Source organism: Pseudomonas sp. KH_021, assembly GCF_057838865.1.
The window spans coordinates 2560224-2587072 of the sequence record NZ_CM174477.1 but is presented as its reverse complement, the minus strand read 5'-3'; the positions used below and the strand labels follow the sequence as shown (position 1 = coordinate 2587072).

The window sequence follows — 26849 nt, the reverse complement described above, 5'->3', positions numbered from 1 at the left end:
AGCCTCCCTGCGCCTAACTGACGCAAGGGCACAACTCAGTAGTTTGCATTTGGCCAATCGGTGTAGCCCTTGGAGCCTCCGCCGTAGTAACTCTCGCGCGGAGCGATAGTCAGCTCGGCACCACGACGCAAGCGCTCTACGAGGTCTGGGTTGGCAATGAATAAGCGGCCAAACGCCACGGCATCAATCCGCCCTTGCGCCCGGCGCTCCAGCGCCATATCCAGGTCATAGTTGTTGTTGCCAATGAACGGTCCATCGAACTGCGCACTCAGCGCGTCCAGATCTACACCTTCGGGAACGGTACGAGAGGTGGCGGTGGCGCCTTCGACGAAGTGCAGATAGGCCAGGTTGAACTTGTTGAGCTGCTGAATCAGGTAGCCATAGGTTGCCATGACGTTGCTGTCAGGGGGGGTATTGCCTGCGTCAGGTGTCACCGGCGAAAGACGGATACCGACCCGGTTACTGCCCCAGATCGCGACCACTGCTTCGGTGACTTCAAGCGTCAGCCGCGTCCGGTTCTCGATGGAGCCGCCGTACTGGTCAGTGCGCTGGTTGGTGGAATCACGCAAGAACTGGTCGAGCAGATAGCTGTTGGCAGAATGGACTTCCACACCATCAAAACCGGCTCGCTTGGCATTTTCTGCCGCATGCCTGTACTGCTCGATGATCCCCGGGATCTCTGAAGTCTCAAGCGCCCGAGGCATGGACACTTCGACCATGCCATTGTTGGTGTAGGTGGTACCTTCGGCCTTGATTGCCGAGGGAGCCACCGGCACCTCGCCGTTCGGCTGTAACTCGACGCTGGAAAAGCGGCCCACGTGCCATAGCTGGCTGACGATTTTGCCGCCTGCCGTGTGCACCGCGTCGGTGACTTTTTTCCAGCCGGCCACCTGTTCTTCCGACCAGATCCCCGGCGTCATTGCGTAGCCACGCCCCTGAGCCGAAATGTTTGTCGCCTCGGCAATGATCAAGCCCGCGCCGGCGCGCTGAGCGTAGTAAGTAGCGTGCAGTTCATTCGGTACGCCGTCCTCTGCCATCCGGCTGCGGGTCACTGGAGCCATGACAATTCGGTTGGCCAGTTGTAGGGCGCCCATGCGCATGGGCGAGAAAAGATCTGAGTCGAGCGAGTAATCAATCATGATAAAAATCTCATTAAGTAGACCGGTCGTCTAGTTTCGTGATTAAAAAAAAGCCTCTATACCAGCAGGCGTTTACTCGTGATCATGGCGGTTTCAAAAGGGGCCGTCGTATTCCTGACTTTGACCAACAGCGATGCACCAAGCCATAACTGGTATAACGATTCGGCCAGTGTCGCCGCATCCTGAATCGATGCGATAGACCCATCAGCCATGCCCTGCTCCACGCACCGGGTGATCCGCTGGATAATCAGCGCGGTGCCCTCCTCCAGCACTGTGCGCATGTCTTCCGACAAGTCGCAGACCTCAGCACCGAGCTTCACCACCAGGCATTTCTCCTCGGGATGATCGAAAGCTTGCGTCTTCGCCCAGTAACTCAAATAGCCCAAAAGCCGCTCGGCTCCGGTTCCTTGCGCAGCCATCACTATGTCGACACGACCGATGTACTCCTGAAAGTATTCTTCCAGCAGGGCCTGGCCGAATTCCTCTTTAGAGCGGAAGTAGTGATAAAACGAGCCTTTGGGTACGCCTGCCGTCTTCAGCACTTCAAGTAGACCGACAGCGGTGTAGCCTTTATGGGTCATCAGCGACTTCGCAACATCAATGATGTGCTGTCGCATGTCTTGGATAGGTTTCTTCATAAGGAAGGCAGCCTATACAAAACTAGACCGGTCGTCTAGACCCTCGTGCCGACACCTGATGAACCGACCACACCGCCAGCGTTTCCTGCCGAACACCTCCTCGTGGATTGCTATGCTTTTTGCGCTACCGGATTGGCTCGTGAAGGCTCAAGGGCCGCCCTCTCCCACTTGGCGATTACCAAGGGTGCGATGGCATTACCCAGCACGTTCAGCGTGGTTGTTCCGCTATCGATAATCCTGAAGATCCCCGCGATAAGCGCTACCCCCTCCAATGGAAGACCCGCAGACGCCAACGTCGCAGAGAGAATAATGATGGCAAAACCGGGTACCCCGGCAGCACCTTTTGAAGTGAGCACCATCGTGACCACCAGCAGAATCTGCTGAGATAGCGACAGGTCGATACCATAGAGTTGAGCGACAAAAATCGTAGCGACGCCAAGGAAAATCGACGCACCATCCAGATTGAATGCATAACCCACCGGCACCACAAAACTGACGATGCGGCGCGGAACGCCATAGCTCTCCAGCTTGCTCATCAACTGTGGCATAACTGCTGCCGATGCGGCACTCGAGAACGCAAGAATCAGCTCATTTCGGAAATACTTGATCAGCTTGAAAATGTTCTCGCCGATCAGATAGCAAATACCGCCGAGTACCACCAACGCAAAGACAATCAGTGCCAGGTAGACCACACCAATCAGCTTGAGCAAGGGCAATAGCGAGGCAAAGCCAAAGGTCGCGACGGTAGCGCCGATCATGCCAAATACGCCTATTGGCGCGTAAGCCATGACGATCGAGACGACTTTGAACATCGCATCAGAAATGCCCTGAACTACCGCGACTACGGGCGCGCTTTTCTCTCTAGGAAGGGAGTTCAATGCCATGCCGAACAGAACAGCGAAGAACAGTACCGACAGTAGCTTCGCTTCCGACATCGCCACAAAGACGTTGTCAGGGACGATGTTCTGCAAGACGACGAGGGCGCCCTTGGAGGGCTCCATGGTGATCGACGCAGTGCTGTGCGAAATACCGGAAATATCAGTGCCCGTTCCGGGCTCGAAAATATTCGCGAAACACAACCCCATAACAATGGCCAGCCCCGTAATCGCAAAGAAGTAAGTCAACGACTTTACGCCCATACGGCCAAAGGACTTGCTATCTCCGCCTCCTGCGATGCCGAGAATCATGCAACAGAACACAATCGGAACAACAACCATCTTCATCATCTTGATGAAGATATCGCCGAGTGGTTTCAGGATTTCAGCACTGACCCACGATTGATACTGCGGATGAGTATTGAAGTACCAACCGACGAGCACGCCAAGCAAAAGCCCGGCAATAATTTGCCACACCAAGGGAATACTTTTCATGTCTAGCCTTCTTGTTGAAATGAAAGGACTGCGTTACATGGCAGTTGCTAGAGTCATGAGCTTCCAGCTCACTTAAAATCAAATGGCACAACAATGTTGTGCCAAGTATCTTTGTTATTTTGAGAAGAGCTGGCTCATATCCTTGAAGGCCTTGAATTCAAGCGCATTACCGCAAGGGTCGAACAGAAACATAGTTGCTTGCTCGCCAACCTGCCCTTTGAAACGAATGTACGGTTCAATCACAAACTCAGTGCCAAAGGACTTCAAGCGTTCGGCCAATGCCTCCCATTGGTCCCAGCCCAAGATGATGCCGAAGTGAGGAACAGGTACATCGTGTCCGTCTACCGGGTTGCTATGAACACTCTCCTGGGAAGCGGTCTTGGGATGTTCATGAATAACCAACTGATGGCCGTAAAAGTCGAAGTCGACCCACTGGGTACTGGAACGACCTTCTTCCAGTCCAAAAACCTCACCATAAAATGTGCGTGCTCCAGCGAGGTTGTAAACAGGGATTGCTAGGTGGAAAGGCGAGAGGCTCATCAGAACTCCAATGACTGTATTTTTGTTTGTGGGGACGAAGCAGCGCATAAGTGCCGATCACTAGTATCGCGCGACGTTTCAGGGTCAGGCGCCCCACCGACATCGGCGTATTGGTTCAGGCAGTTGCCGGGGGATGGGCACATCGTAGAGCGGCAAACCAAACAAAAAAATCAATATATTTTTATTAAAAACACAATTAATATTTGTGAATGATCAAAGAACTCAAGACACTCATCGCCGTTGCTCGGGAAGGTACGTTTGCCGCTGCCGGGAATAAAATCGGCCTCACCCAGGCAGCCGTGAGCGCCCAGATACAACGTCTGGAGGCCGAACTCGGCTTTGAGATATTCGACAGGAAGGGACGCTCAGCCCACCTCAACAGGCTGGGCCACCAAATACTCCTGCAAGCGCAAGAACTGCTTCGGCTTTACGACAATCTGGGTTCCACCACGGTCGGACTTCCTGCGAGCGTCCTGGTGAACATCGGTGCTATCGCTTCCGTGCAGCGCTCCTATCTACCGGACGCGCTAGCCAAGTTTCACCAACAATGCCCGCAATGCCGCACCCGTGTAATCCCCGGTCTATCAATGGAGTTGGTCAACCTCGTCGATGCCGGCGAAATAGACATGGCGGCAATCATTCGCCCGCCCTTTTCGCTTCAAAGCGATCTGCGTTGGACGACTTTGGCGCTTGAGCCCTACCGACTGATCGTTCCGCGCGAAGTTCCGGGAGAAGATTGGTCAGAACTACTTTCCAGCCAAGCGTTCATTCGGTACGACCGATCATCCTTCGGGGGTAGGCAGGTGGATCGCTTCCTGCGGCAGATGCATTTCACCTTGCGTGAGGTTTGCGAGCTGGATGAACTGGAGGCCATCATCAAGCTAGTGGAAAATGGCGTTGGTGTGGCGTTGGTGCCGCAGACAGCACCCCTCCAGGAATGGCCAACAGGTGTACGAGCGCTCGACCTCGGACAGCACACCTTCCACCGTGATATTGGGCTCGTACATCGGGCTCGGCAAAGCTTTACCGAACCGGTGCGGATACTGGCCCAACTTATTAGTGACCAGGTAAAGACCGGCTCTAAATGAAACCAATGTTTAGTCCTGAAATAGCCATAGATCCCCACCTTTAAAACGTGAGGTTTATGGCGCGCTTACGACAGATCTACTGTTGGGAGCTCGTATCGGGGCTGCGGTGAAGTGCTGACGTTGTCTCAAAAGCGTTGACGTCGGTCCGTTCCCTGCTGCGTAGGATGACTGTCAATTTCACCAAGCTGAGGCATTGCCTCTCACGTTACGTAAGGATCGCGACCAGAGCATGGTTAAACATTCTCTGGGCGCAAGCACACGGTTTTACCAAAGCGCCAAGCTATAGCTGACGATCAAGCGGTTCTCGTCCATGTCGCTGAGAAAGTTGCTGCGCGTGCTGGCGTTGCGCAGCTTCAACCCGAGATTCTTCAGCGGGCCGCTTTGAATGACATAGCCCAGGTCGGTGTTTCGCTCCCAGGTTTTACCGTCGCTCAAGCCTGGGCCGCGATCGACGTTGTCACCGGATAGGTAACGGGTCATCAGATTCAGTCCCGGCACACCTAGCGCGGCAAAATCGTAGTCATAACGCACCTGCCAGGAGTGTTCGTCCTGATTACCGAAGTCGTTGATCTGCACCAAATTAAGCAGCGCGTTATCGGCACCGTTTACGTTGGCGAAGCCGGTGTTGCCACTTAGATGCTGGTAACCGGCACTGAAGCCGTGGCCGCCGAGCTTGTAGGTGAACAGCGCGCCGAAGGCATCGTTATCCACGTTACTGCCACCGTCGCCGCTGGAATGGGCAAGCCGCAGGTCGGACTTCAGGCTCTGCCCCTGGCCCAGCGGCAGCTGGTGCACCAGGTTTACCAGGTGTTGCTTGTAGATGCCGTCCAGGCCACCGTAGTAGTAACTGGTGGCTAACTCCGGATTCCATTGGTAACGACCACCGCCAAACAGGAACTCGTTGCTGGTCTTGGCCTGACCCAGCACGATGTTTCGCTTGCCGGCATTGAATACGGTCAACTCTTCGTTGTCCGAGGAGTCACGCTGGTTGACGCGATCAATACGGCCAAGGTCGAGGCTCAGGCCATCGACCTCGTTGCTGTTGACCCAGGCACCCCGGAAGGTTTGCGGCATCAAGCGCGAGTCGTTGCGCATCAACGGTGGCAGTACCGGTTGAAGGGTGCCGAGCTTGAGGGTGCTTTTGGAGGCGCGCAGTTTGGCCGTTAGGCCAGCCTCACCGTACTCATCCTTGGCGCGCTTGGGCGCCTCGCGGTTACTCTTGAGCAGACCCGTTCCGACCCGATCAGAGCTGGAGTCCAGCTTGATACCGAGTAGGCCGCTGGCATCAATGCCGAAGCCGATGGGGCCTTCTGTAAAGCCGGACTCAAAACGCAACGTGAATCCCTGGGCCCACTCCTCTGCTTTGCTCTGCGCCGCACCGTTCTGCCGGAAGTCGCGGTTCATATAAAAGTTGCGCGTATCAAGACTGGCTTTGCTGTCGTCCACAAAGGCGGCAGTGGCGGATCCGGCAATGCCCAGGGCAGAACCCGCGCAGAGTACATGGATAACGGTTTTCAAGTCGTACCGCATAGAAGGTCTTCCTCTCGCTATTGTTTTTGTTATTGCTGTTTTTTTGCTATTGATATGCCCACACATCTGTCGCCGAGATAACTTTTTCGACTTCACTAAATTCCTTAAAAAGTTTTACCCGCTAACAAGCGTGCGAGCGTCAGCCCCAGCTGTTAGGCCAGTCGTCGCAAGTCCATGTACAAGTACTTCAATTTCGCAATTTATCGTCTGGAGCGCTGCTCCACCTCGCCTCCATAAACGGAGCGAAAGTCCGTGATACAGGCCACCAATCGAAAGTCACTCCGCTACGCTGTACCAGCAAAGATGACTGCGCCTAGCCTCAAGTACCCATTAAGCCAACAGTAACGTTGAGCAACGCTTGCGGCGTATCGACATCACATACCAAACCGATGTCATCAAGCTCGACGATCCGCTGCGACTGGGGATGCCTCTTGATGACCTCCCGCCCCCCGCTATCTCCCTGTAGCTGAACCAGTTCAGGCCAGAACTTACGACCAAATATGACGGGGTGGCCGCGATTTCCACAGAAAAACGGCAGCACTATCTGCGTCTCGCCGGCCTCGGTGAGCAAGTGGCGCAAACTGGTTTCCCGAAGCCATGGCATGTCGCCAAGAAAGACCGCAACAGCCTCGGCCTGAGAGTGTTCCAGTAGCCACTGAATACCACTCGCCAGACTGTGCCCCATACCCAGAGCCGATTGTTTGCTGTGTACCCGCTGAACCTTTGCCGGCAGGTTCAGCCTGTCTGGATCATCGTCAGCACGCAGTACCACGAACACCTCGCTCAGAACTGCGCAGGGAACAGCCAGGCTAGCCGGCAGAAGCTTTTTACCTTCACTCACAGACGCTTGGCGCTTATCGCTGCCAAAGCGTTGACTGACGCCAGCAGCAAGCACTAACCCTGCCACGGAGTGAACCAGGGATTTATTGGCCGCAGACTGCACTTGAATGCTCATGGCCATCAACCCCCAATGATCTTCATCACCATCACATCCCCAGCAAAGGAAAAATCCTGCTTATCCGCCATCACTCGCTGCAATAGCTGCCGTAATGCGGATAACGCCTGTTCACGCGGGAGTTCCAGCAGGTCGCCGAGAAAGTGACGGTTACTTGAAGACAGGCAGCCATACAACCAGCCGTTGGAGGAAAGTCGCAGACGTGAGCACGTTCGGCAGAACGGCGCACTTTCGTTGGCGATGATGCCGAAGTAGCCCTTGCCGGGAATCTCAAAGCGCTGGGCAGTCGCGTCCAGGTCGCTGTCGACCGGTGTGTAGGCATGAGATTGGGCAATCGTGGCAAGAATATCCGGCATGCCGTAGAACTGCTGACGGAACGCTTTGGCATCACGGGCCAGGTGGCCCATGCGCATTAGCTCGATGAAACGCAACTCGATGCCGCGAGCCAGACAGTATTCCAGCAGCGGCGTGATCTGATGATGGTTCTGATCACGCATTGGCACCATATTCAGCTTGATACACAGCCCAGCCGCTCTGGCAGAGTCGATGCCTCGCAGTACCTCACTCAAATTGCCACCACGGGCGATTCGCTGGAAAACGATAGGGTCCAGGCTGTCCAACGAGACATTGATTCGGCGGATACCTGCGGCCAGTAATACTGGCAGCTTGCGTTCAAGTAACTGACCATTAGTGGTCAAAGACACGTCTTCGAATCCCATATGAACGATCGCATTGACGAAGTCGTCGAACAGCGGACTGATAAGTGGCTCCCCTCCTGTAATCCGTAGCGCGCACAGATTATTCACATGCTTCAGGTAGTCCACTGCTTGCAACAGTCTGACCAAGGGCAAAGTATCGCGTTGTGCGAGGAGCCGTTTTCCGTTCGGCACACAATAAGTGCAAGCATAATTGCATGCAGAAGTTAGGCTTACACGCAATTTTTGAAAGCGCCTGCCTTGTTTGTCGACTATCAAGGGAAACTCCTGAATGGGAGCAGTGGCGTAAATGTGGAGTTCGCTCAACAGGCGGCTTCAAGGGCCATCGGTACGGTTTTCTTTTGCGACGGCGTTACGCCATTTTTGATCGAGACGATTTCCGCCATCAGCGACAGTGCAATTTCAACCGGTGTGTGGCTACCGATATGCAGTCCTATCGGGCCATGCAGGCGTGCGATTTCCTTGGCACTCAACCCCAGCTCGACCAAGTAATGACGACGCTTCTCGGTCGTTTGTCGCGAGCCTAGAGAGCCGACATAAAACGCCTTGGACTTCAGCGCGGTCAGCAGGGCCATGTCGTCGAGACGCGGGTCATGGGTCAGCGTGACGATGGCCGTACGCTCATCCGGTTCGATACTCAGTACCGCATCGTCGGGCATGCCCGGAACATTGATCACGGTTGAGTTATCCCACTCGGCACTGAAGTTGCTGCGGGGATCGCACACCAGCACTTCGAAACCAAGCATCTGTGCGATTTCAGCGACATAACGCGACAGCTGCCCAGCGCCAATCATCATCAGACGCCAGCGAGGTCCGTAAATAGCACGTAGGTACTGGCTATCAAAGGTGAAGGCGTCATCTGTCCCTGCATCCTTGATGCGCACTGCACCGCTATCGAGGTTCAATTCGCGCATGCTGACCTGATGACGGGTACATCTCATTATGATGGTCTCAACCCAGGCGGGATCTGCGATCAACTCCTCTGTGAGGCGCAGTGTGCCACCGCAGGGCAACCCGAACCGGGCCGCTTCCTCGCGGCTCATACCGTAGGTGATCAAGTTCACTGCCCGCTCTTGCATTTCAGGCCGTTTCTCTTGATAGCGATGAATCAAGTCATCCTCAATACAGCCGCCAGATACAGAACCGATTACCACGCCGTCGTCACGTAGCGCGAGCATTGAACCTGGAGGGCGCGGTGCGCTGCCCCAAGTCTGCACTACAGTATATAGCCACACGCTGTGCCCCAAGCGGCGCCAGGTCAGAACACTGTTGAGTACGTCGAGATCAACGTTATCCATCAGGTGCCCCTCCTATAAGTTAATTGCTGTTCATGGATACGATATGGATCAAGCCGCTTCATATTCGTCCAGTACTCACTAAATAGAGGCAAGCGACGAACCCGCTTCAGGTGCTCCTAAGAGCACCCGATGCATCGTAGTTCGCACCGAATGACTCAATGCTTCGCTGCCTCACCGCGCCCCCAGCCCGTTTCGGCTCGTACGCTTTGGCCCTCGAATGCGGCCCTTTCACCGACGGCCCTGGCACTGCCATCAAGTGTCGATACGCCCCAGGCAACGACAAACGCCAACGGCATTGAAAACAAGGTGGGATAGTCATAGGGGAACAACGCTTCATGCCTACCCAATACATTGACCCAGACCGCTGGAGACAGCACAACTAGCGCCACGGAGCTGGACAACCCCGCCATCCCACCCCAAACCGCACCGCGAGTCGTCAGACCGCGCCAGTACATGCTCAGGATGAGCACTGGAAAGTTTGCCGACGCGGCAACGGCAAAGGTCAACGCCACGAGGAAGGCGACGCTTTGTCCCTCGAACAGGATTCCCAGACCGATCGCAACCAGGCCGATCCCCAAGGTGGCGAGTCGGCTGACCCGCATTTGCTGATTCTCTGTGACCTTGCCGCGTCGAATAACATTGGTGTACAGGTCATGGGAAATCGCCGATGCCCCGGCCAGTGCTAGACCGGAAACGACAGCAACGATGGTAGCGAAGGCCACTGCAGCCAGAAACCCAAACATCAATGTGCCACCCAGCGCCTGGGCCAAATGCATGACTGCCATGTTATTGCCACCCACTAGCGTGCCGCTCGTGTCCCCATTGAGGTAATACTGACCGGAACCGCCTACCACACTGATGGCGGCCATACCCAGCAGGCATATCACCAGAAAGAACACACCAATCAGCCCGGTGGCGACGAATACGGATTTACGCGCCGCCTTGGCATCGGGGACGGTGAAAAAGCGCATCATGATATGGGGCAGTCCCGCCAAGCCGAATACCATTCCCAGCGCCAGTGAAACCAACGCCACAGGGTCCTCACCCAGTTTCAGGGAGCCCAAAATCGACACACCCTGCTGATGGGTGGACACCGCGTTACGAATAATCGAGTCGACACTGAAATCGAAATGGCGAAATACCAGATACAAAAGGGTCAGTCCTCCACCCAACAACAGCACCGCCTTGATAATCTGCACCCAAGTGGCCGCCACCATGCCGCCAAAAGTGACATACACCATCATCAGCACACCGACGCCCACCACGGCGTACACATAATCGAGTCCGAACAGCAACTGAATCAGTTGACCGGCCCCGACCATTTGCACGATCAGATAAAAGCACACTACAACCAGCGAACAGAATGCCGAAAACACCCGTGTTTGAATCGGGTCGAGACGGAAGGCGATGATATCCGCAAACGTGAATCGCCCCAGGTTACGCAGTCGTTCGGCCATCAGGAACGTAATCAGTGGCCAGCCCAGAAAAGCGCTGACCGTAAATAGCAAACCATCGAATCCAGACGCGAAGACCATGCTGGTAAAGCCGAACAAAGTGGCTGCCGACATGAAATCCCCGGCAATCGCCAGACCGTTCTGCAGACCGGTGACCGAACCTCCAGCCGTATAGAAATCACTGGCTGAGCGGGTGCGTGCAGCCGCCCAATAAGTGATACCGAAGGTGGCTAGCACAAAGAGAAGGAAGATTGCGATCGCCTGCAGGTTAGGTCCTACCTGACCAATGACAGTCATTGGCGAATCGCCGGCGAACGTCGACGGCACGAACATCGAGCAAACCAGAGGTACAGCGCACGCACGATTCATGGTCGATCCTCCTTCAGAATATTACGGGTCAGCCGATCGAACTCACCGTTGGCTCGCCATACGTAGAGTCCCATCAAGAGCCAACTGCCGACGATGATCAGCACGCCGAACCAAGCACCCAGATTCATCAACGACTCGTCCGATAACGGACGTAACAACACCACTGGCTGACCCAGGAGCAACAGAATAAATACGCTGTACGCCCCAACTACGAGCGCCGACAGTCCGACCACCAGATGGCGGCGCTTGACGACCAACGTGGCGTAATCAGGGTGTTGGCTGATACGTTTATATGAATCTTCGATCTGCATGAGATCACTCCCTTATTGTTATTATTGAAGCCGTCGACGGTTATGCCCCGACAGGACGTTTAACGGACCTGCGTGCTAACGGTTTCTGGCCTCCTGGAATTGCTCTCGCAGCTTGAAGCGCAATACCTTCCCCGAACCAGTGCGAGGAATATCCATGACTGGCTCGATCGCATAAGGCACCTTGTAGCCAGAAAGATGCTCGCGACAATGCGCCAGGACCTGTTCAACATCCAAAGCAATACCAGGTTTTTGGACCACAAAGGCTACCGGTACTTCCCCCAGCGCTTCATGAGGGATACCCACCACTGCGCACTCCAGAACCCCGTCGCAGCCGTTCACCACCTCCTCCACTTCAGCAGGTGCGATGTTTTGCCCACCACGAATGATCAGCTCCTTGAGACGTCCGGTGATGGTGAGATAGCCCGACGCATCGACGCGCGCCAGATCGCCCGTGTGATACCAGCCGCCACGCAGCACTGATGCGGTTTCTTCGGGCCGGTTGAGGTAGCCCTGCATCAGGTTCGGCCCGCGCACCAACAACTCACCCTCCTGTCCTGGTACAACGTCTTTGTCGCTCTCGGGGTCGACGATACGTGTGCAAACACCCGGAATCGGCAGGCCGCAAGAACCCATGACTCTGGTCCCGTTAGGCCAGTTGAGGGTGACCATGGTCGAGGTCTCGGTGATGCCATAACCATCAAGTAACTTGACGCCAAAGTGTTCTTCGAACTCTTTGTTCACCGAGGCCGAAAGAATCGCACCGGCTGATAAGCACAACCGCAGATTCTTCGGCGCCTGTGCCTGACCGCTTTTCACGTTTTCCAACAAGTAATGAAACATTGTTGGCACGCCTGGCAGTATCGTGAAACGCTCCTCAGCCAACAGCGCTGCCACCTTGCTGGAGGAATAGTGCTCCATGAGGTAGATGCTGGCGCCGACGGCCAACACGCTGACCACCATGAAGTTCAGTGCATAGGAATGATAGAGCGGCAGGCATCCGAGAATGTGATCATGCTCACTAAGACCCGCGATCGGTACCCAGCAGGCCGCGGTGACCCAGAGCATGCTGCGCGTCGAAAGGATGACGCCCTTGGCTTTTCCGGTAGTCCCTGAGGTGTAGACCAAAAAAGCCGCAGCATCCGGGTCGTTGATATCCTGGCAAGGTAATCCGCGCGAGTTACCAATGGCCTCGTGAAACGTGATCTCGTCGCCTACGGTAGCGGCACCTTCGACGACGATCCATGCCCTCACCTTTTCACCAAACGGTCGCACGTCGGCCAGCCGATTGGCATTGATAATAACGGCACTGCTAGCACTGTCCTTGAGGCGATACTCAATCTCGCTCGGAGTGGCATCGACACTGACTGGTACCGCTATCGCGCCAACCCGGACAATCGCCAGACAGGCGATGACCCACTCGACAGAATTACCCAGCACAATAGCGACCCGATCTCCTACTTCTACACCGGTCGCCTGAAGATGCGCAGCCAGGTTGGCAGTGGCTCGATTCAACTCGCCGTAGTTAATGCGCTGGCGGGCATCCTCAAAAGCCAGCTTGCCCGGATGTTCGCGAGCCTGTCGATCAAGCAGCTGTGGAATTGATCCAATGAGCTGTGTGTGAATCATGGTGTACCGCCTGTTGTTTTTGTTTATCCGACGTCAATATTTTTCGGGGCTGGCACGCTGGCCGTGGAATCAGCTCATGCTGAAACCACCGTTGACGCTCAGCACCTGACCGGTAATCCAGCTTGCGCCGCTGGAAGCTAGAAACGCGACTGCCGGTGCCACATCATTGGGTGTGCCGATACGGCGTAGCGGGTACATGCGCACGATTTTCTCGCGATGCTGCTCCAGCCAGGCCGGGTCACTGTGAGCGGTTGCGATCAAGCCCAGAGAGATCGCGTTGGCTGTGATGTTGTTGCGCCCCAGCTCACGCGCCAGTGACTTGATCAGGGCGATGGCACCCGCACGAGCGGCTGCCGTCACGGCCAGGCCGCTTTCACCGATTCGTGCCGAATCGCCGGCGAGAGTGATAATGCGTCCGCCGTTCTGTTTGATCATGTACGGGGCCGCAGCGTGTGTCGTGTGGATGACACCGTAGAGGCCTACGCCAACCTGCTTGGCCCAGCCTTCGGGCGTGGAGTCCACGAAGTACTCGCGGATGATCAGACCAGCGTTATTGACCAAGATGTCCAGCCTGCCCAAGTCCGCGACCACACTCTGGACCATGTGTTTAACTTGCTCATAGTCGCTGACATCGGCACGGTAGGCCCGCGCAGTGCCGCCCATTGCCTGGATTTCAGCGACCACAGTTTCTGCTTCGTTGGGTGAGCTGTTGTAATTGAGGGCAATGCTGGCGCCTTCGGCCGCCAGAGAAAGAGCAATTTGACGACCCACATCGCGGGCGCCACCAGTAACAAGTGCGACTTTTCCAGTTAGATCATTGGACATTTTTATTGTGCTCCAAGGGGTAAGAAATCATTCCGACCGAGGTGAGGAATGAATGAGTTGGTACAACCGTTCCGGTGTGACCGGCAATTCGTTGATGCCTAGGCCAAGGTGCGCTATCGCATCGGAAATGGCGTTGGCAATCGCGGCAGGAGCGCCGATGGTTCCTCCCTCGCCCATGCCGCGGAATCCGCCGAGATTGTCAGGCAGTTTTGTCTCGATATGGACGATGCCGATGTTCGGGATTTCCGGTGCCGTGGGGGCCAGATAATCAACCAGGCTGGCGGTGAGCAATTGGCCACGCTCGTCGTAGACCACTTCCTCGAACAACGCCGCACCGATACCCTGCGTCACTGCGCCCCGGACCTGTCCGTCGACAATCATCGGGTTGATGATTCGCCCACAGTCTTCGGCGACAACATACTTGTGGATATGCACGCCGTAGGTTTGGGGGTTGATCTCGACCATGGCGACATGGGTTGATGAACTGGCAGTGCCGAACATCGGATCGTAGGACTGCGTTTCTTCCAGGGGGCCGCGCAGTTCTACCGGTAGTCGTCCGGCCTGCGAATACAGCGCGTGAGCGATGTCCGCAAAGCTGATGCGACGCCCCGTATCGGGGTCGCTGGCAAAACCTTCGGCAACCAGTACTCTTTGCGCATCACACTCAAGCAAATAGGCGCCGATAAGTTTGAGGCGCTGTTTCAAGGGCCTTGACGACATAATCGCCGCCCCGCCAGCCAGGACTGCGCTGCGACTGGCGTAAGTTCCGGTGCCATGTGGCACTGCATCGGTGTCGCCATGAATGATCGTGATGTCGTCGAACGCGGCGCCCAGCTCGTCAGCGATCACTTGCGCCAACGACGTCTCTAGCCCTTGTCCATGAGAAGCAATGCCGAAGGACGCCGTGACCCCACCAGTTGAATCAATGATCAACTTGCAGATTTCTGTGCCTGTGTTGATGGGCATTCCAGGCGATACCGACATGCGCGATCCGATACCGGAAAGCTCCGCATAGGACGCCAGGCCAATACCGATCCAGCGCCCCTGCGAACGCGCCTGCGCTTGAAGGTCGCGCAACTGGTCGTAGCCGATGCCATCGCACGCACCCTCCAGGCATTCCTGAAATCCCGAGCGATCCCAGACGATGCCGACTGCCGTACGGTAGGGAAACTCCTCTTCGCGAATCAGGTTCTTGCGGCGTAGCTCACGGGGATCCATGCCCAGCTTGCAAGCGGCCATGTCTATCAATCGTTCCATCACGAACGTGGAACTGGGTCGGCCCACGCCACGATAAGGCCCCATCGGCGACTTGGACGTGGCTACACCACGCACCCGGCCATGGTAATTGGCGACTCGATAGGGTCCCGGCATGAAACTGACGACCTGGACCGGCTCAAGTCCGGCTGTCCAGGGATAAATTGAGTAGGCACCAACATCACCAATGGTGTCAGCGGTCAAACCCAGGATCGTCCCGTCGCTGGCAAGCCCTAAGGTGGCGTGAACGACTTGATCGAACGCCTGACTGGTGGAGGCCAAGTCTTCCATTCGGTCGCCGGTCCATTTGACCGGACGCTTTAGACGGCGCGACATCAGACATACCAGAATCTCCTCTGGATACAATGAGCCCTTACCGCCGAAACTACCGCCTACATCCGGCGCGATTACCCGCAGGTGGCTTCCCGATATGCCCAATGCACCGGCCAACGCATCCTTGACAATGCCCGGACTACCCGTACTTGAGTACAGGGTCAATGTTCGACGGCCGCTATTGTAGTCGGCCAAATAGGTACGATTTTCCATCGCCAACGGCGTTTTACGATGAAAGCGAAAACGTCCCTGGACCGTTACCGCTGCCTCAGCCATAGCGATATCGACTTCACCACGCCGGAACTCACGTTCCACGAGAATGTTGGTACCCGCCTCCTCGTGGAGTAGTGGCGCATCGGAAAGCACGGCGAGCTCTGGATCAGCCACCGTGCCCAGTGCTTCATACTCGATATTGATGAAAGCCATTGCGTCTTCGGCGATGTAGCGGCTCTCGGCTATGACTGCAACCACGGCCTCACCAACAAAGCGAACCTTGTCGCGGGCCAGCGGCCAAATATCAGTCGCATGGTAGTTAGCCATGCGCGAGGTCGCTCGTATCGCTGTCACTTCGCTTTCCAGATCCGCGAAACTGACGACAGCAACTACTCCCTCTATCGCTCGTGCGCCTTCCACCTCGATGGATAGAATGCGCGCATGAGCCTGGTCACTGCGACGAAAGGCAACGTGCAGCATGCCGGGCAACGCATGATCGTCAACATACATGCCATTACCGGTTAGCAGGCGCGGATCTTCACTGCGTTTCTGCCCTTTCCCTACCCGCGCTGAAACGACTTCGTCGCTCACTTTGAGTTCCTCCTGGTCGTGGGTCATTGGTAAATCTCCCGACCTTTGCGCAACTGCTGCCACTGCTCAGCGTCATGGCCGCAAATTACTTTCACGCCACCACGAGCCAAGTGACGAATTTCCTCGAACGAGGCTTCGGCTTTGGTAGTGTCCCAGGTGTTTTTTGGTACCAGGTTTTCATCCAAGTTACGCATTAACGGAACCGCGTCAGATGCCAGCACAAAATCGCCGTCTCGCTCGAGCGATACGAGAGCGCCAACCATGCCCTCGGTGTGTCCCGGCAGCGGCAGCAGCGTGATCCGGGCATCGCCGAACAAGTCATGCTCGCGCTCAATGCATTGGGTCTTAGCGCCATGATCCCAATCCACGGCCAAGAAACCTCGGGCCGCGGCATCTTCGGCCTTCGCGTTGCGCAGCTCGGCGGTATGGCAGATCAGCGTCGCGCTGCGAAAAAACTCGTTGCAGCCACAGTGATCGCTGTGCAAATGCGAGCACACCACCACGTCGATATCCTCAGCCTGCATGCCCAAGGCGCGCAGCTCATACATGAGGTTCTCCTCGGGTTTACCGATCGGCTGCATGGCACGGGCCATCGTCCCCCAGCGTGCAGGGGCATCCTCAAGCACCGAAGGATGGCAGCCGGTATCGAACAGGACATTCCCCTGTGCATGACGCAACAGGAAACACGACACAGGCAGATCAAGGGTTTCCTCTTTGGGCGCACCCGGCAGATAGATACCCTTGCGCATTCGCAGCCAACCGCCAGACAGCACATGCATTTTCATGCTCATGAAACGTCCCTCACATCGATGAGCGAGAGATCGTCTTTTGCAGGCCAACGATCCCTGGCCCAACGCACCGACTCGACGATGGATTGATAGCCGGTACACCGACACAGGTTGCCCGAGAGTCCGTCCCTGATCTGTTCATCGGTCTGCACCGGATGTCCGTTGAGCATGTCGACGCAGGTCATCAACATACCTGGAGTGCAAAACCCGCACTGCAAACCGTGATTTTCTTGGAAGGCTTGCTGGATGATGTGCATGTTATCCATGGTTCCCAGCCCCTCCACCGTGGTGATGGAGCAGCCATCGGTTTGCACGGCGAACATCAGGCATGAGCGCGCACTGCGGCCATCCACCATGATCGTGCAGGCACCGCAGATACCGTGTTCGCAGCCAACGTGGGTACCTGTCAGCCCCAGGCTGTGCCGCAGGAAGTCCGAGAGCAGAAGACGCGCTTCGACGCTGCGCGTGTAAAGTTGGCCATTGATCTGAACACTGATGATTGCGTCACTCATGACTCGTCTCCCCTTGCTCGCCGCCAGGCTTGCCTGACGTTTTTTTCGACTAGTACCCCGACCAGATGACGGCGGTAATCAGCGCTGGCATGAAGGTCGGTAGTGGGCTCAACGAACGCTCGTACCGACGCCACCACTTGCTCGATCACCGCTTCGCCGCAATCACTGCCCTGGAGCAACTCCTCAGCTTCATAGGCACGCAGAGGCGTGTCCCCCACGCCCAGCAAACCAATGCGCGCTTCGCTTACCCGTCCTGCGGCATGGCCGAGTACCACGCCGACCGCTGCCAGACCGAAATCCCCGGCTCGTCGTGAGAACTCGTCAAAAGCCCAGCCAGCATTCTTCACCGGAGGTGCCAGGTCGATCTGCGTGACGATCTCGTCATCCTCGAGATCGGCGCAAAGCGGGCCAAAAAAGAACTCGGCCGCTGGTATTTCACGCGGCCCACGCGGCGAAACGACGTGGATGATCGCGTCCAACAGCAAGGTCATTGTCGGCAGTTCCGCAGCGGGATCCGCATGCGAGAGGCTTCCACCAATGGTGCCGCGGTTGCGAATCGCCACGTGAGCCACATGCTTCATCGCCTCATGAAGCACGGGATACAAGCGCTTGATCAGCTCCGAAGTCGAAAGCGTGTGGTGCCGTGTCAGGGCACCTATTCGCACACCGCCGTCAGGTAATTCCAGAATGAAATCGAGCTCTTCGATGAGATTGATATCCACCAACACCGAAGGACTGACCAGACGAAAGTTCATCATCGGCACCAAACTCTGGCCACCGGCGATAACTTTTCCACTGCCCTCTGCTGCCACCAGTGCATTCAGAGCGTCATCCAGAGTCAGAGCGCGTACGTAATCAAATGACGCAGGTTTCATGGTTATGCCCCTCTGAAAACCGGCTCGCGTTTCTCGACAAAGGCTCGACGCCCTTCGACATAGTCCTGACTACCCACGGACTGATCGATGAAAAGCCTCGCTACCGCCGGGTCCAGCGCACCATTGCCCATGGCCAGGCCATTGAGCAGCGTCTTGCTGCCGGCCTGAGTCAGTGGCGCATTCCGGGTGATTTTGCCGACCAGTGACTGCATTTCAGCATCAGGATCGTCGGCGCAGAGGTTAAAGAACCCCATCTGCAAGCCTTCCTGTGCATTGAACGTTTCGGCGGTGAAGAAGATCCGTTTGGCATTGCTTAGGCCCACCAGAGCCAGCAGCCGTTGTGTTCCCTTGACGCCGTACACGATCGACAAGCGAGCAGCAGGGATGGCGAACCGTGCTTGTGATGCGGCAATGCGCAGGTCACAGGCCATCGCCAAATTGCAGGCGCCCCCCATGCAAAAACCTTCAATCACAGCGATGGTCGGTTTGGCCGCAGCGGCAATTGCATCGCAGCAGTTATCAACTGCCACTTCGTAGTCTGTTACCTGAGACGGTGTTGCCCGGACCCGATCGAACTCGGCAATGTCTGCGCCTGCACTGAAGTTTCCTTGCGCACCGCGTAGCACGATGGCCCGCACATGAGGATCGCTGCCCAACTGATTAAAGAGTTCGGTCATGGCTTGCCACATCGCCAGAGACATCGCGTTACGTTGATTCGGCCGGTTGATGGTGACGGTCGCGACTGCTCCCTTGCGTTCGAGCCGGAGATCTCCGTTACGCAGTACAACCAATGTGGAAAAGTTTTCCTTTGACGGCTTCGGAGCCGTCCCAAACAGGCGATCCAGGAGTTGACCGATGCGCTGGAAGATGCCTGGTTTTGCCTCTGAGTTTCCCACGGTCGACGGTACCGGTGCGGGAAGCCGGATCGGAGCCCTAGCAATGGCAGGCACTACAGGTTGTGACACCGCTCCAGTCGTATCGACCGCTGGCGTCGATACTGCTAGGCCACTGGCTTCCAGCTCGCGAGCATGAACTATGTCGGCAAAGCGCACGAAAAACTGGTCGGTGAGCTTTCGTGCTGTGGACTCGATCATCCGGGCGCCCAGCTGTGCCAGCTTGCCGCCCACATTGGCTTCGACGGTGTAGCTCAGCAATGTGATTGGTACCCCGGCATCGCCTTCGACCAGTGCATCTTGCAGACTCACCTTGACCACGCCTTTCGCAAATCCGGCAACACCGCCCTGCCCTTCGCCGGTGATCACATAGGATTCGCATTCATTTATATCGCTGAGGCTTACTCGGCCCTGAAATCGCGCCTTGATCGGGCCAACCTTGATACCCACGGTAGCGGAAAAACCGCCATCTTCTTCCTGAACCAGGCTTTCACAACCTGGTATCGAATCTTTCAGAACCTCAGGATCATTGAGCGCGTTCCATACCACGACGCGGGACGCTTGCAGGGAGCTCTGACCAGTCATGTCCATTATTGTTATCCTCAATCTATAGCGGCCCACAGGCGGGCCAGCCGGCTATCACAGGGCGTATAAGACTTCCCGCACTAGCGGGGCAAAGGGCACCGGTCTACGACTAACCCGGTCGACATACGCATGGACGAACTCGCCGCTGGCACAGGCCTGGACTTCATCTTCGCGAAACACACCCAAGGCATAAGTCACACTGCTGGTTCCCAAACGTTGCACTCGCACCCCAACGGTCACTCGATCTGGAAACGCCACCGAGCTGAAGTAACTGCAACTGCTCTGCACGACGAGACCTATTTGCGAGCTGGCATGGATTTCGAGCAAGCCGCGTTCGATCAAATAGGCATTGATGGCAGTATCAAAAAATGCGTAATAAACAACGTTATTGATATGACCGTAACTATCGTTATCCGCCCAGCGCGTGCCGATCTCATGGAAATAGCGGTAATCTTCGCGAACGGGTCTAATTAACTCTTTCACTTACAAGACCTCCGCATAGATGGCGACCGCATCATCAAAGGTAATTTCCCGCGGATTGTTGATCAGCAAACGCGTCTGTTTCATCGCATCCTCGGCCAGGCGACTCAGGTCACGAGCATCGATCCCTACTTCGCTTAAACGCACCGGCAAATCCAGCTCACGAGGAAGATCGGTGAGATAGCCTTCAAGTGCCTGTGCCTTGCTCAACTCATCATGACCGGTACCTGGCATCACAATTTGCGCAATCTCGGCGTACAGACCGCTGGCCGCACTCTGGTTGAAACGCAGAACCGCCGGCAGCACCAGGGAGTTGGATAATCCGTGTGGCACATGGAACAAGGCACCGATCGGATAGGCCAGAGCATGCACACCACCAACCGGTGAATTGGCAAATGCAAGACCGGCGAACATGGAACCCAGCAGCATCGATTGCCGCGCCTCGAGATTGCCGCCGTTGTGGCAGGCTTCACGAATGTTGCCGCAGAGCAGGCGCAGAGCTTCCCGAGCCAGTGCGTCGGACAACGGGTTCTTTAATCGTTTGCAGGTATAGGCTTCGATGGCATGGACCATCGCATCGATGCCTGTCGCAGCGGTGATCGCAGAAGGCAGCCCCAGAGTCAGCTCTGCATCCAGCACAGCCCAATCCGGAAGAAGGGTGTTGGAGACCACCCCCTTTTTCTCACCTTCACCAGTCGTGACAATGGAAATCGACGTCACCTCTGACCCGGTTCCCGCAGTCGTTGGCACCAAAATCAAGGGCAGTCGTTTGCCGCGAACTTTGTCCACGCCGTATACCGCGTCGAGTCGCTCTTCACCCTTGGCCAGCAGAGCCACGAGCTTCGCCACATCCATCGAGCTGCCACCACCGAGACCAATCACACCGTCGGCCCGACAAGCACGCGCCTGCTCGGCAGCCGCCTCGACGATGTGCGCGGGAGGGTCGGCCTGCACATCGGAATAGATCGTCACAGCAATGCCCTGTTGAGCCAAACCTCCAAGCGCCGCCACCAACAAGCCGTTATCGAGCACACCCTTATCGGTCACCAAAAAAATCGACTTACAACCCAGCGCCTTACTCAGCTCGCCCAAGCGCGCTGAGGCCCCCGGTTCTATCAGTGAAGACTTGGCGCAGTGAAATTCGAAGCCCTTCATATCACCCTCCAGCGGTGGCGATTACTACAATTAGTCACTTGCATAAGTAGACTATAATCTCACGAAAAAATTATGCAAGAGAATTTCACCATCGAGATTTTTTGCAGCAAACATTACAAAACAAAGCTCCCTAGCGTTTTCTCGGCGCGCAAGAAGGCATTCCGACGCATACGAGCTATCAGCTTGCATAGGTAGATTAGGAATGAATTAGCGACGCTCGGCCTTACCGAATTCTGGAAGAGGGAGCGCGCTGGCTAGGGATTGGGAGGAGATAAAGCAAAAATTTAGTCGCGATTGATGGCGAAGCCTGCCCAGGCCTGACGCACCGGCATGACCTCCAGACGGTTGACATTAATATGCTCCGGCAGAGTCGCGACATAGAAAATCTGCGCGGCGATATCCTCTGGCTGCAAAGGAGTGGTGCCACCGTAGAGTTTGTCATGGGCGGCTTGGTCACCCTTGTTCCGCACCAAGGTGAATTCGCTTTCGGACAGGCCCGGCGCGACATCGGTGACCCGCACCCCGGTACCGAGCAAATCGCAGCGCAGGTTGTAGCTGAACTGCTCGACGAACGCCTTGGTCGCACCATAGACGTGACTGCCTGGATAGGCCGTACTGGCAGCGACCGAACCCAGGTTGATGATGCTGGCGCCAGTACCCTGCTGGATCAAGGTCGGCAGCAATGCATGAGTGACGTTGACAAGGCCTGTGACGTTGGTGTCGATCATGGTGTGCCAGTCATTGAGATCGACGTCCTGCGCCGCGCTGGGCGCCAGCGCTAGACCGGCATTGTTGATCAGTGCCTTCACCGCTTTGAATTGCGGAGGCAACCCTTCAACCACCGCCTTCACCACCTGATGATCACGCACATCGAGGGCCACCGCGTGAACCGGCACCTTGGCGCCCAACTGCTCCTTCAAGTCAGCCAGACGCCCCTCGCGGCGCCCACTCAGAATCAGCGACCAACCTGCCTCGGCAAAGCGCATGGCGCAAGCGCGCCCAAAGCCGGACGTAGCACCGGTGATGAAAACGATATTGGACATGAAAACTCCTGGGAAGTGTTGATAGCCGCTTCCAGACAACAACGGCCAGATTCTGCTGAGGTCCGTCAGCTTATTGGCGAAAGCTAAATTGATAAATGAGCCAAAAATAGCAACACTGTTCGGGAAATCAGAACAAAGGACGTTAGAGATGGATCGCTTGCAAGCAATGCAGCTCTTTACCCGCATCGTGGAAGTGGGCAGCTTTACCAAGGCGGCAGAGCTCAACGGCCTATCCCGAGCATCAGCCACGGCGCTGATCAAGCAACTTGAAAGCCACTTGGGTGCGCGCCTGCTGCAACGCACTACACGCCAGGTCAGCCCCACCCTGGATGGGCGCTCCTATTACGAGCACTGTCGAGTGATCTTGACCGGAATCGAGGAAGCCGAAAGCCTGTTCTCCCATACCATCCTGCATCCGCGAGGGCGCTTAAAAGTCGACTTGCCAGCCTCTTTCGGCCGCCTGGTGGTAATTCCGGCCCTACCCATCTTTTACGAGAACTATCCCGAGATCATGCTGGAGATCGGTATCGGTGACCGGATGATCGATCTGGTGCAAGAAGGAGTCGACTGTGTGGTCAGAGTCGGTGAACTGGCGGACTCAACCTTAGTCGCGCACCCTTTGCCTTCCTTGCGCCAGGTAACCTGCGGCAGTACCGACTACGTGGCGCGTTATGGTCTGCCCACCAAGCTCGAACAACTTGAAGGGCAGCGTTGCGTGGACTACCTTTCGGCCACTACTGGCAAGCTGCAACCTTTAGAGTTCTGCGTCCAACACCAAGTATTGCTCCGCACCCTGCCAGCCAGCTTGGCGGTCAATAATGGCGAAGCTTACGTAGCTGCCTGCGAGGCGGACTTCGGCCTCATTCAAGTCCCCTATTACCATGTCGCTCGTCAACTGGAGGCCGGGAGCTTGATCGAAGTATTGCCCCAGCATCGGCCACCGGAATTACCAATCACCATCCTCTATCCCCACCATCGACACCTGACGCCGCGCCTGCGGGTGTTTATCGACTGGCTGGATGCGCTGTGCAAAAGCCAAAATATTTGAATATTCCCTAGACGTGACACGTCGTAATGCCCTTACGCTGAGCATCTGGTACCAATGACCATCCGCAGTCGCTTTACCGTCGGATACGCAATTGCTCTGGAGAAAATCAGGCAAATTTCCGAGTTTGAGGCGCATTCGTTATATTATAAATTGCGTAGCCGCGAGGAAGCCGCAACGCGGCACTGTAAGATTACCCATCAAGAACGCTGAGCAGCCAGGGTCAAGATTTTGAACATTCGTCACGAACTTGAGGGAAACCATCAACCCGCCGATCGACGCTTTACCGTGGTGGAGCGATATTCGTCGGTTGCCCGCACGGTCGAAATTCTGTCCGATGCGTGGGGGTTTCTTGTTCTGCGTGAGTGTTTCTTCGGCGTGCGCCGATTCGAACAGCTTCAAAGTTACCTGCAGGTTCCCCGTAAAACACTGGTTGCCCGCCTCACAAAACTATCGGAACTGGGGGTGATTCAACGCGTTCCGATCGGTGAGGGGCTGCGCCGTTACGAATACCGGTTGACTGACATGGGGCGAGAGCTCTATCCGACAATGCTGGCGTTAATGGGATTTGGCGATAAGTGGCTATCGGAGGGACGCTCCAAGCCTTTGCAGTTATTCCATACGTGTTGTGGCCATCCATGCGAACCCAGAATAGCTTGCTCTCGATGCCAGGAAGATATCGACCCAGCTCAGGTCCGCTATCGGGATGGTCCCGGTGCTGGCGCAGAGGTCCGGGAGGGCGAGCGCAAGCGTACCCGGCGTACATCTGACCCTCAATTGCTTGAGCGTGGACGACTTTGCTCTGTTGCTCGAACTCTGCAAGTCATCGGAGATCGGTGGGCGTTTCTGATCATCCGCGAGTTTTTCTTCGGGGTACGTCGCTTCGACGAGTTTCAGGATCGCTTGGGGATTGCTCCCAATATCCTGTCTGATCGCCTTGGGCGGCTATATGACGCAGCGTTTATCGATAAGACTGAGTACCAGCAGAATCCGCCTCGCTATGAGTACCGACTCAGCACCAAAGGCCGCGATCTCTATGGGGCCATGCTTGTCATGATGCATTGGGGGGATCAATGGTTTTTCAATGGGTTGCCACCGATTAGGCTGCGTCACCAGGTATGCGGTCAAGACTTTCATGCTGAAGTGGTGTGCAGTGCTTGTGGGCAGCCATTGAAGCCCGCAGACATGCATTACAGCCTGAGCTACTCCATGCCCAGCGATGCGTGAAAGACACTTTATATCTGCGGCGCATCCTGATCTAACTTTGCAAGCGTCGACACCGACGCCCCTCTAGCGCCCTTCTCTGAACACACACATACAAACCATCTCATTTACTCCGACCTCAATATTTCTTCCGAACCGGCTCGTTGACACATCACCCAGATGCTAAATGGGCCGGTAAGTCGGTGTTTTATGAGCAACTGCGATACATATCGCCACTGGGCTGGGAGCTCATCAACCTGGCCAACGATTACGTCTTGCGACGGAATCGCAGCCTCCGGCCGGACAAGACCATGGACATGCAATAGACCGTGAAGAACAAGTAATCCTGGGTAGGAGTGAAACCGAGGCCGAATTGCGCCGCCCCGGCGTCACCAAAGCGCATCGCTACGAGCCGGACAATCAATCCCAGCTACCGCGTTCTGGCCGAGCATTACGGAGTTGCCGTGTTGCCCGCTATCGCTCGCAAACCGTGGGATAAAGCCAAGGTAGAAATTGGCATGCAGGTGGTCGAGCGCTGGATCCTAGGGGTATATTTTTGGGGTACATTTTCGGTTTCATGAAAACGCTACCCCCTGATAATGCCCCCGTTTTCCGGCGAAAACTCAGCGATGCATTCATCCGTTCGCTGGCCGAGCCCGGAAAGTACGCCGACGGCGAAGTACCCCGGCCTTTTCCGCCAGGTGAAGGTGTCGCTCAAGGCTGGTAAGACTGCCTCCAAATATTGGCGACTGAAGTATCGACTGCATGGCAAGGAGAACGTGTTTGCCATTGGCAGCTATCCCGACGTCGGCTCGAAGGAAGCGCGCGACATCGCCCGCGCGGCACGACGCGACGTGGCCAACCACATCGCCCCGCTCAAAGCCAAGACCGCCAAGATCGAGGCGCAATTGCTCAACGAAGCGCGCATCTTCGCGTACGTCGCTGAGCAGTGGCTCAACTTCAAATCCGCGGAACTAGTGACCAAATCCGTGGCCGGTTTTCGAGGAGCGCTGACCAACCATGACTTGCCGAGGGGCGCGGCTGGGTGGAGCGCAACGTGGCGCTGAGCAACATCGAAGAACTGAATATCCGCCACGTCGTGTCCAGCACCCCGGCGATCGAAAGGCCCGCCGATCTGGGCAAGTTCCTCCAGCGCCTGGATGACTGCAGCTTCGGCAGCGTGGCCACCGCGATGCGCTTGCTGGTCATGCTGCCGGTGCGACCTGGCGAACTGGTGAAGATGCGCTGGGAAGACGTCGACCTGCTCGGCGCCGACTGGCGTTACGTGGTCAGCAAGACCAAGCACCTGGACAAGAGCAAGCACATCGTACCGTTGCCTGAGCAAGCCCTGATCCTACTGCGCGATCTGCGCAAGACACGCGTGGTCGACGAGGAAGGCAATGGCTGGGTATTCGTATCGCCGGTCTATCCCGGTCGTCCGATCAACCCCACCTCCATGCTCAAATCCTTCCAACGCATCTGGCCGGAGTATGACATTACCGCCCACGGTTTTCGCGCCACTTACCGCACCATTGCCCATGAGCATCTGGGCATTGATCCCATCGTGCTCGAGCTGTCGCTGTCGCACCGCATGCCAGGCGCGCCACTTGGGCAATACTCGCTCGTGCAACGGCCTCGGCCAACTCGCCCCGAATGTTTACGGCGCCCTGTGTTGCAACGGCCTGGGCATTACTCGCGGCACCGCAACCGGGAAGCTGCTGGCTGACAGGATCGCCGGTGAGCGAAATGAGTTGATCGACTTCCTGCTCGCTTCGCCTGGGTCGAACAAGACCCCACCGGAGCCGTTCTTGTCGAACGACGTGAACTTCACACTCAGGAGGCTTAATGGAGCAACCTCGGCGCGGAAGCGGGATCATGCGGCCGCCCTCTCGCGCCAGCACCAATAGCACCTGCCAAAGGCAGCGGGAGAAAGAGCCCAAAGCGACGTGTACTCACAGCTACCTGGAACCAACATATCTGTGGGAGTAAATGTGGGAGTCATTTTCCAGGCATGAAAAAG

At 56.2% G+C, this 26849-nt stretch carries 23 protein-coding genes and 3 pseudogenes; 6 read left to right on the top strand and 20 right to left on the bottom strand.

Going from position 1 to position 26849, the window contains the following annotated elements; translation table 11 throughout:
• Window positions 1-35: 35 nt before the first annotated feature.
• From AC3IX4_RS12070 to AC3IX4_RS12055, 4 genes are all read right to left on the bottom strand, one after another.
• Complete coding sequence (locus AC3IX4_RS12070) at window positions 36-1139, bottom strand: alkene reductase (RefSeq protein WP_489260743.1); 1104 nt, start codon at window positions 1137-1139, stop codon at window positions 36-38.
• Window positions 1140-1195: 56 nt separating this feature from the next.
• Window positions 1196-1777, bottom strand: coding sequence for a TetR/AcrR family transcriptional regulator (locus tag AC3IX4_RS12065; protein ID WP_489260742.1), 582 nt, complete (start codon window positions 1775-1777; stop codon window positions 1196-1198).
• 110 nt (window positions 1778-1887) lie between these two features.
• Window positions 1888-3147 carry a cation:dicarboxylate symporter family transporter gene (locus AC3IX4_RS12060; protein ID WP_489260741.1) on the bottom strand — a complete coding sequence of 420 codons (1260 nt, stop codon included), beginning with the start codon at window positions 3145-3147 and terminating at the stop codon, window positions 1888-1890.
• A gap of 114 nt (window positions 3148-3261) precedes the next feature.
• On the bottom strand, window positions 3262-3687 hold the full coding sequence (locus AC3IX4_RS12055; RefSeq protein WP_489260740.1) for a VOC family protein: 426 nt from the start codon (window positions 3685-3687) through the stop codon (window positions 3262-3264).
• 209 nt (window positions 3688-3896) lie between these two features.
• Between AC3IX4_RS12055 and AC3IX4_RS12050 the strand changes: the two genes are divergently transcribed.
• Window positions 3897-4775: a LysR family transcriptional regulator gene (locus tag AC3IX4_RS12050; RefSeq protein WP_489260739.1), complete on the top strand. Its 879-nt coding sequence runs from the start codon at window positions 3897-3899 to the stop codon at window positions 4773-4775.
• A gap of 264 nt (window positions 4776-5039) precedes the next feature.
• On the opposite strand, the gene AC3IX4_RS12045 is transcribed toward AC3IX4_RS12050, so the two are convergent.
• The 16 genes from AC3IX4_RS12045 to AC3IX4_RS11970 form a co-directional block, all read right to left on the bottom strand.
• Window positions 5040-6305 carry an OprD family porin gene (locus tag AC3IX4_RS12045; RefSeq protein WP_489260738.1) on the bottom strand — a complete coding sequence of 422 codons (1266 nt, stop codon included), beginning with the start codon at window positions 6303-6305 and terminating at the stop codon, window positions 5040-5042.
• 319 nt (window positions 6306-6624) lie between these two features.
• Window positions 6625-7260, bottom strand: coding sequence for a nucleotidyltransferase family protein (locus AC3IX4_RS12040; RefSeq protein WP_489260737.1), 636 nt, complete (start codon window positions 7258-7260; stop codon window positions 6625-6627).
• A gap of 5 nt (window positions 7261-7265) precedes the next feature.
• On the bottom strand, window positions 7266-8234 hold the full coding sequence (locus AC3IX4_RS12035) for a GTP 3',8-cyclase MoaA (RefSeq protein ID WP_489260736.1): 969 nt from the start codon (window positions 8232-8234) through the stop codon (window positions 7266-7268).
• Window positions 8235-8278: 44 nt separating this feature from the next.
• Window positions 8279-9274, bottom strand: coding sequence for an XdhC family protein (locus AC3IX4_RS12030; protein ID WP_489260735.1), 996 nt, complete (start codon window positions 9272-9274; stop codon window positions 8279-8281).
• 155 nt (window positions 9275-9429) lie between these two features.
• Entirely contained in the window at window positions 9430-11097 is a 1668-nt protein-coding gene (gene actP / locus AC3IX4_RS12025; RefSeq protein WP_489260734.1) for a cation/acetate symporter ActP, read from the bottom strand.
• Window positions 11094-11408 (bottom strand): DUF485 domain-containing protein, encoded by a 315-nt coding sequence (locus AC3IX4_RS12020; RefSeq protein ID WP_489260733.1) that lies wholly within the window; start codon window positions 11406-11408, stop codon window positions 11094-11096. Before AC3IX4_RS12020 ends, actP begins: the two co-directional genes overlap by 4 nt.
• A gap of 75 nt (window positions 11409-11483) precedes the next feature.
• Window positions 11484-13034, bottom strand: coding sequence for a class I adenylate-forming enzyme family protein (locus AC3IX4_RS12015; protein ID WP_489260732.1), 1551 nt, complete (start codon window positions 13032-13034; stop codon window positions 11484-11486).
• Window positions 13035-13103: 69 nt separating this feature from the next.
• Window positions 13104-13859: an SDR family NAD(P)-dependent oxidoreductase gene (locus tag AC3IX4_RS12010; RefSeq protein WP_489260731.1), complete on the bottom strand. Its 756-nt coding sequence runs from the start codon at window positions 13857-13859 to the stop codon at window positions 13104-13106.
• Between the two features lie 27 nt (window positions 13860-13886).
• Complete coding sequence (locus AC3IX4_RS12005) at window positions 13887-16277, bottom strand: xanthine dehydrogenase family protein molybdopterin-binding subunit (protein WP_489260730.1); 2391 nt, start codon at window positions 16275-16277, stop codon at window positions 13887-13889.
• Window positions 16274-17041 carry an N-acyl homoserine lactonase family protein gene (locus AC3IX4_RS12000; protein ID WP_489260729.1) on the bottom strand — a complete coding sequence of 256 codons (768 nt, stop codon included), beginning with the start codon at window positions 17039-17041 and terminating at the stop codon, window positions 16274-16276. Before AC3IX4_RS12000 ends, AC3IX4_RS12005 begins: the two co-directional genes overlap by 4 nt.
• Window positions 17038-17550 carry a (2Fe-2S)-binding protein gene (locus AC3IX4_RS11995; protein WP_489260728.1) on the bottom strand — a complete coding sequence of 171 codons (513 nt, stop codon included), beginning with the start codon at window positions 17548-17550 and terminating at the stop codon, window positions 17038-17040. The genes AC3IX4_RS12000 and AC3IX4_RS11995 overlap by 4 nt, the downstream gene beginning before the upstream one ends.
• The gene (locus AC3IX4_RS11990) at window positions 17547-18425 is read right to left on the bottom strand and encodes an FAD binding domain-containing protein (protein WP_489260727.1); all 879 of its coding nucleotides are present in this window, start codon (window positions 18423-18425) and stop codon (window positions 17547-17549) included. The genes AC3IX4_RS11995 and AC3IX4_RS11990 overlap by 4 nt, the downstream gene beginning before the upstream one ends.
• 2 nt (window positions 18426-18427) lie before the next feature.
• Window positions 18428-19909 carry an enoyl-CoA hydratase-related protein gene (locus tag AC3IX4_RS11985; protein WP_489260726.1) on the bottom strand — a complete coding sequence of 494 codons (1482 nt, stop codon included), beginning with the start codon at window positions 19907-19909 and terminating at the stop codon, window positions 18428-18430.
• Window positions 19910-19957: 48 nt separating this feature from the next.
• Complete coding sequence (locus AC3IX4_RS11980; RefSeq protein ID WP_489260725.1) at window positions 19958-20386, bottom strand: acyl-CoA thioesterase; 429 nt, start codon at window positions 20384-20386, stop codon at window positions 19958-19960.
• The gene (locus AC3IX4_RS11975; RefSeq protein ID WP_489260724.1) at window positions 20387-21538 is read right to left on the bottom strand and encodes an iron-containing alcohol dehydrogenase; all 1152 of its coding nucleotides are present in this window, start codon (window positions 21536-21538) and stop codon (window positions 20387-20389) included.
• 284 nt (window positions 21539-21822) lie between these two features.
• Window positions 21823-22581 (bottom strand): SDR family NAD(P)-dependent oxidoreductase, encoded by a 759-nt coding sequence (locus AC3IX4_RS11970; RefSeq protein WP_489260723.1) that lies wholly within the window; start codon window positions 22579-22581, stop codon window positions 21823-21825.
• A 148-nt stretch (window positions 22582-22729) separates the two neighbouring features.
• Here AC3IX4_RS11970 and AC3IX4_RS11965 point away from each other — a divergent pair, with 148 nt between their 5' ends.
• The 5 genes and pseudogenes from AC3IX4_RS11965 to AC3IX4_RS11945 all read left to right on the top strand — a co-directional run.
• Window positions 22730-23629: a LysR family transcriptional regulator gene (locus tag AC3IX4_RS11965; protein WP_489260722.1), complete on the top strand. Its 900-nt coding sequence runs from the start codon at window positions 22730-22732 to the stop codon at window positions 23627-23629.
• Between the two features lie 228 nt (window positions 23630-23857).
• Window positions 23858-24853 (top strand): winged helix-turn-helix transcriptional regulator, encoded by a 996-nt coding sequence (locus AC3IX4_RS11960; RefSeq protein WP_489260721.1) that lies wholly within the window; start codon window positions 23858-23860, stop codon window positions 24851-24853.
• Window positions 24854-25208: 355 nt separating this feature from the next.
• Window positions 25209-25374: pseudogene (locus AC3IX4_RS11955) on the top strand (IS21 family transposase); the annotation flags it as partial.
• Between the two features lie 32 nt (window positions 25375-25406).
• Window positions 25407-26555 (top strand): annotated as a pseudogene (locus AC3IX4_RS11950) (tyrosine-type recombinase/integrase).
• Window positions 26467-26736, top strand: a pseudogene (locus tag AC3IX4_RS11945) (hypothetical protein); the annotation flags it as partial. The pseudogenes AC3IX4_RS11950 and AC3IX4_RS11945, both read left to right, overlap by 89 nt.
• Window positions 26737-26849 lie beyond the last annotated feature (113 nt).

Excerpts from the sequence above, each read along its gene's own strand:
- AC3IX4_RS12070 (WP_489260743.1), bottom strand. The coding sequence starts at position 1,139 with ATGATTGATTACTCGCTCGACTCAGATCTTTTCTCGCCCATGCGCATG.
- AC3IX4_RS12065 (WP_489260742.1), bottom strand. The coding sequence starts at position 1,777 with ATGAAGAAACCTATCCAAGACATGCGACAGCACATCATTGATGTTGCG.
- AC3IX4_RS12060 (WP_489260741.1), bottom strand. The coding sequence starts at position 3,147 with ATGAAAAGTATTCCCTTGGTGTGGCAAATTATTGCCGGGCTTTTGCTT.
- AC3IX4_RS12055 (WP_489260740.1), bottom strand. The coding sequence starts at position 3,687 with ATGAGCCTCTCGCCTTTCCACCTAGCAATCCCTGTTTACAACCTCGCT.
- AC3IX4_RS12050 (WP_489260739.1), top strand. The coding sequence starts at position 3,897 with ATGATCAAAGAACTCAAGACACTCATCGCCGTTGCTCGGGAAGGTACG.
- AC3IX4_RS12045 (WP_489260738.1), bottom strand. The coding sequence starts at position 6,305 with ATGCGGTACGACTTGAAAACCGTTATCCATGTACTCTGCGCGGGTTCT.
- AC3IX4_RS12040 (WP_489260737.1), bottom strand. The coding sequence starts at position 7,260 with ATGAGCATTCAAGTGCAGTCTGCGGCCAATAAATCCCTGGTTCACTCC.
- AC3IX4_RS12030 (WP_489260735.1), bottom strand. The coding sequence starts at position 9,274 with ATGGATAACGTTGATCTCGACGTACTCAACAGTGTTCTGACCTGGCGC.
- actP (WP_489260734.1), bottom strand. The coding sequence starts at position 11,097 with ATGAATCGTGCGTGCGCTGTACCTCTGGTTTGCTCGATGTTCGTGCCG.
- AC3IX4_RS12020 (WP_489260733.1), bottom strand. The coding sequence starts at position 11,408 with ATGCAGATCGAAGATTCATATAAACGTATCAGCCAACACCCTGATTAC.
- AC3IX4_RS12015 (WP_489260732.1), bottom strand. The coding sequence starts at position 13,034 with ATGATTCACACACAGCTCATTGGATCAATTCCACAGCTGCTTGATCGA.
- AC3IX4_RS12010 (WP_489260731.1), bottom strand. The coding sequence starts at position 13,859 with ATGTCCAATGATCTAACTGGAAAAGTCGCACTTGTTACTGGTGGCGCC.
- AC3IX4_RS12005 (WP_489260730.1), bottom strand. The coding sequence starts at position 16,277 with ATGACCCACGACCAGGAGGAACTCAAAGTGAGCGACGAAGTCGTTTCA.
- AC3IX4_RS12000 (WP_489260729.1), bottom strand. The coding sequence starts at position 17,041 with ATGAGCATGAAAATGCATGTGCTGTCTGGCGGTTGGCTGCGAATGCGC.
- AC3IX4_RS11995 (WP_489260728.1), bottom strand. The coding sequence starts at position 17,550 with ATGAGTGACGCAATCATCAGTGTTCAGATCAATGGCCAACTTTACACG.
- AC3IX4_RS11990 (WP_489260727.1), bottom strand. The coding sequence starts at position 18,425 with ATGAAACCTGCGTCATTTGATTACGTACGCGCTCTGACTCTGGATGAC.
- AC3IX4_RS11985 (WP_489260726.1), bottom strand. The coding sequence starts at position 19,909 with ATGGACATGACTGGTCAGAGCTCCCTGCAAGCGTCCCGCGTCGTGGTA.
- AC3IX4_RS11975 (WP_489260724.1), bottom strand. The coding sequence starts at position 21,538 with ATGAAGGGCTTCGAATTTCACTGCGCCAAGTCTTCACTGATAGAACCG.
- AC3IX4_RS11970 (WP_489260723.1), bottom strand. The coding sequence starts at position 22,581 with ATGTCCAATATCGTTTTCATCACCGGTGCTACGTCCGGCTTTGGGCGC.
- AC3IX4_RS11965 (WP_489260722.1), top strand. The coding sequence starts at position 22,730 with ATGGATCGCTTGCAAGCAATGCAGCTCTTTACCCGCATCGTGGAAGTG.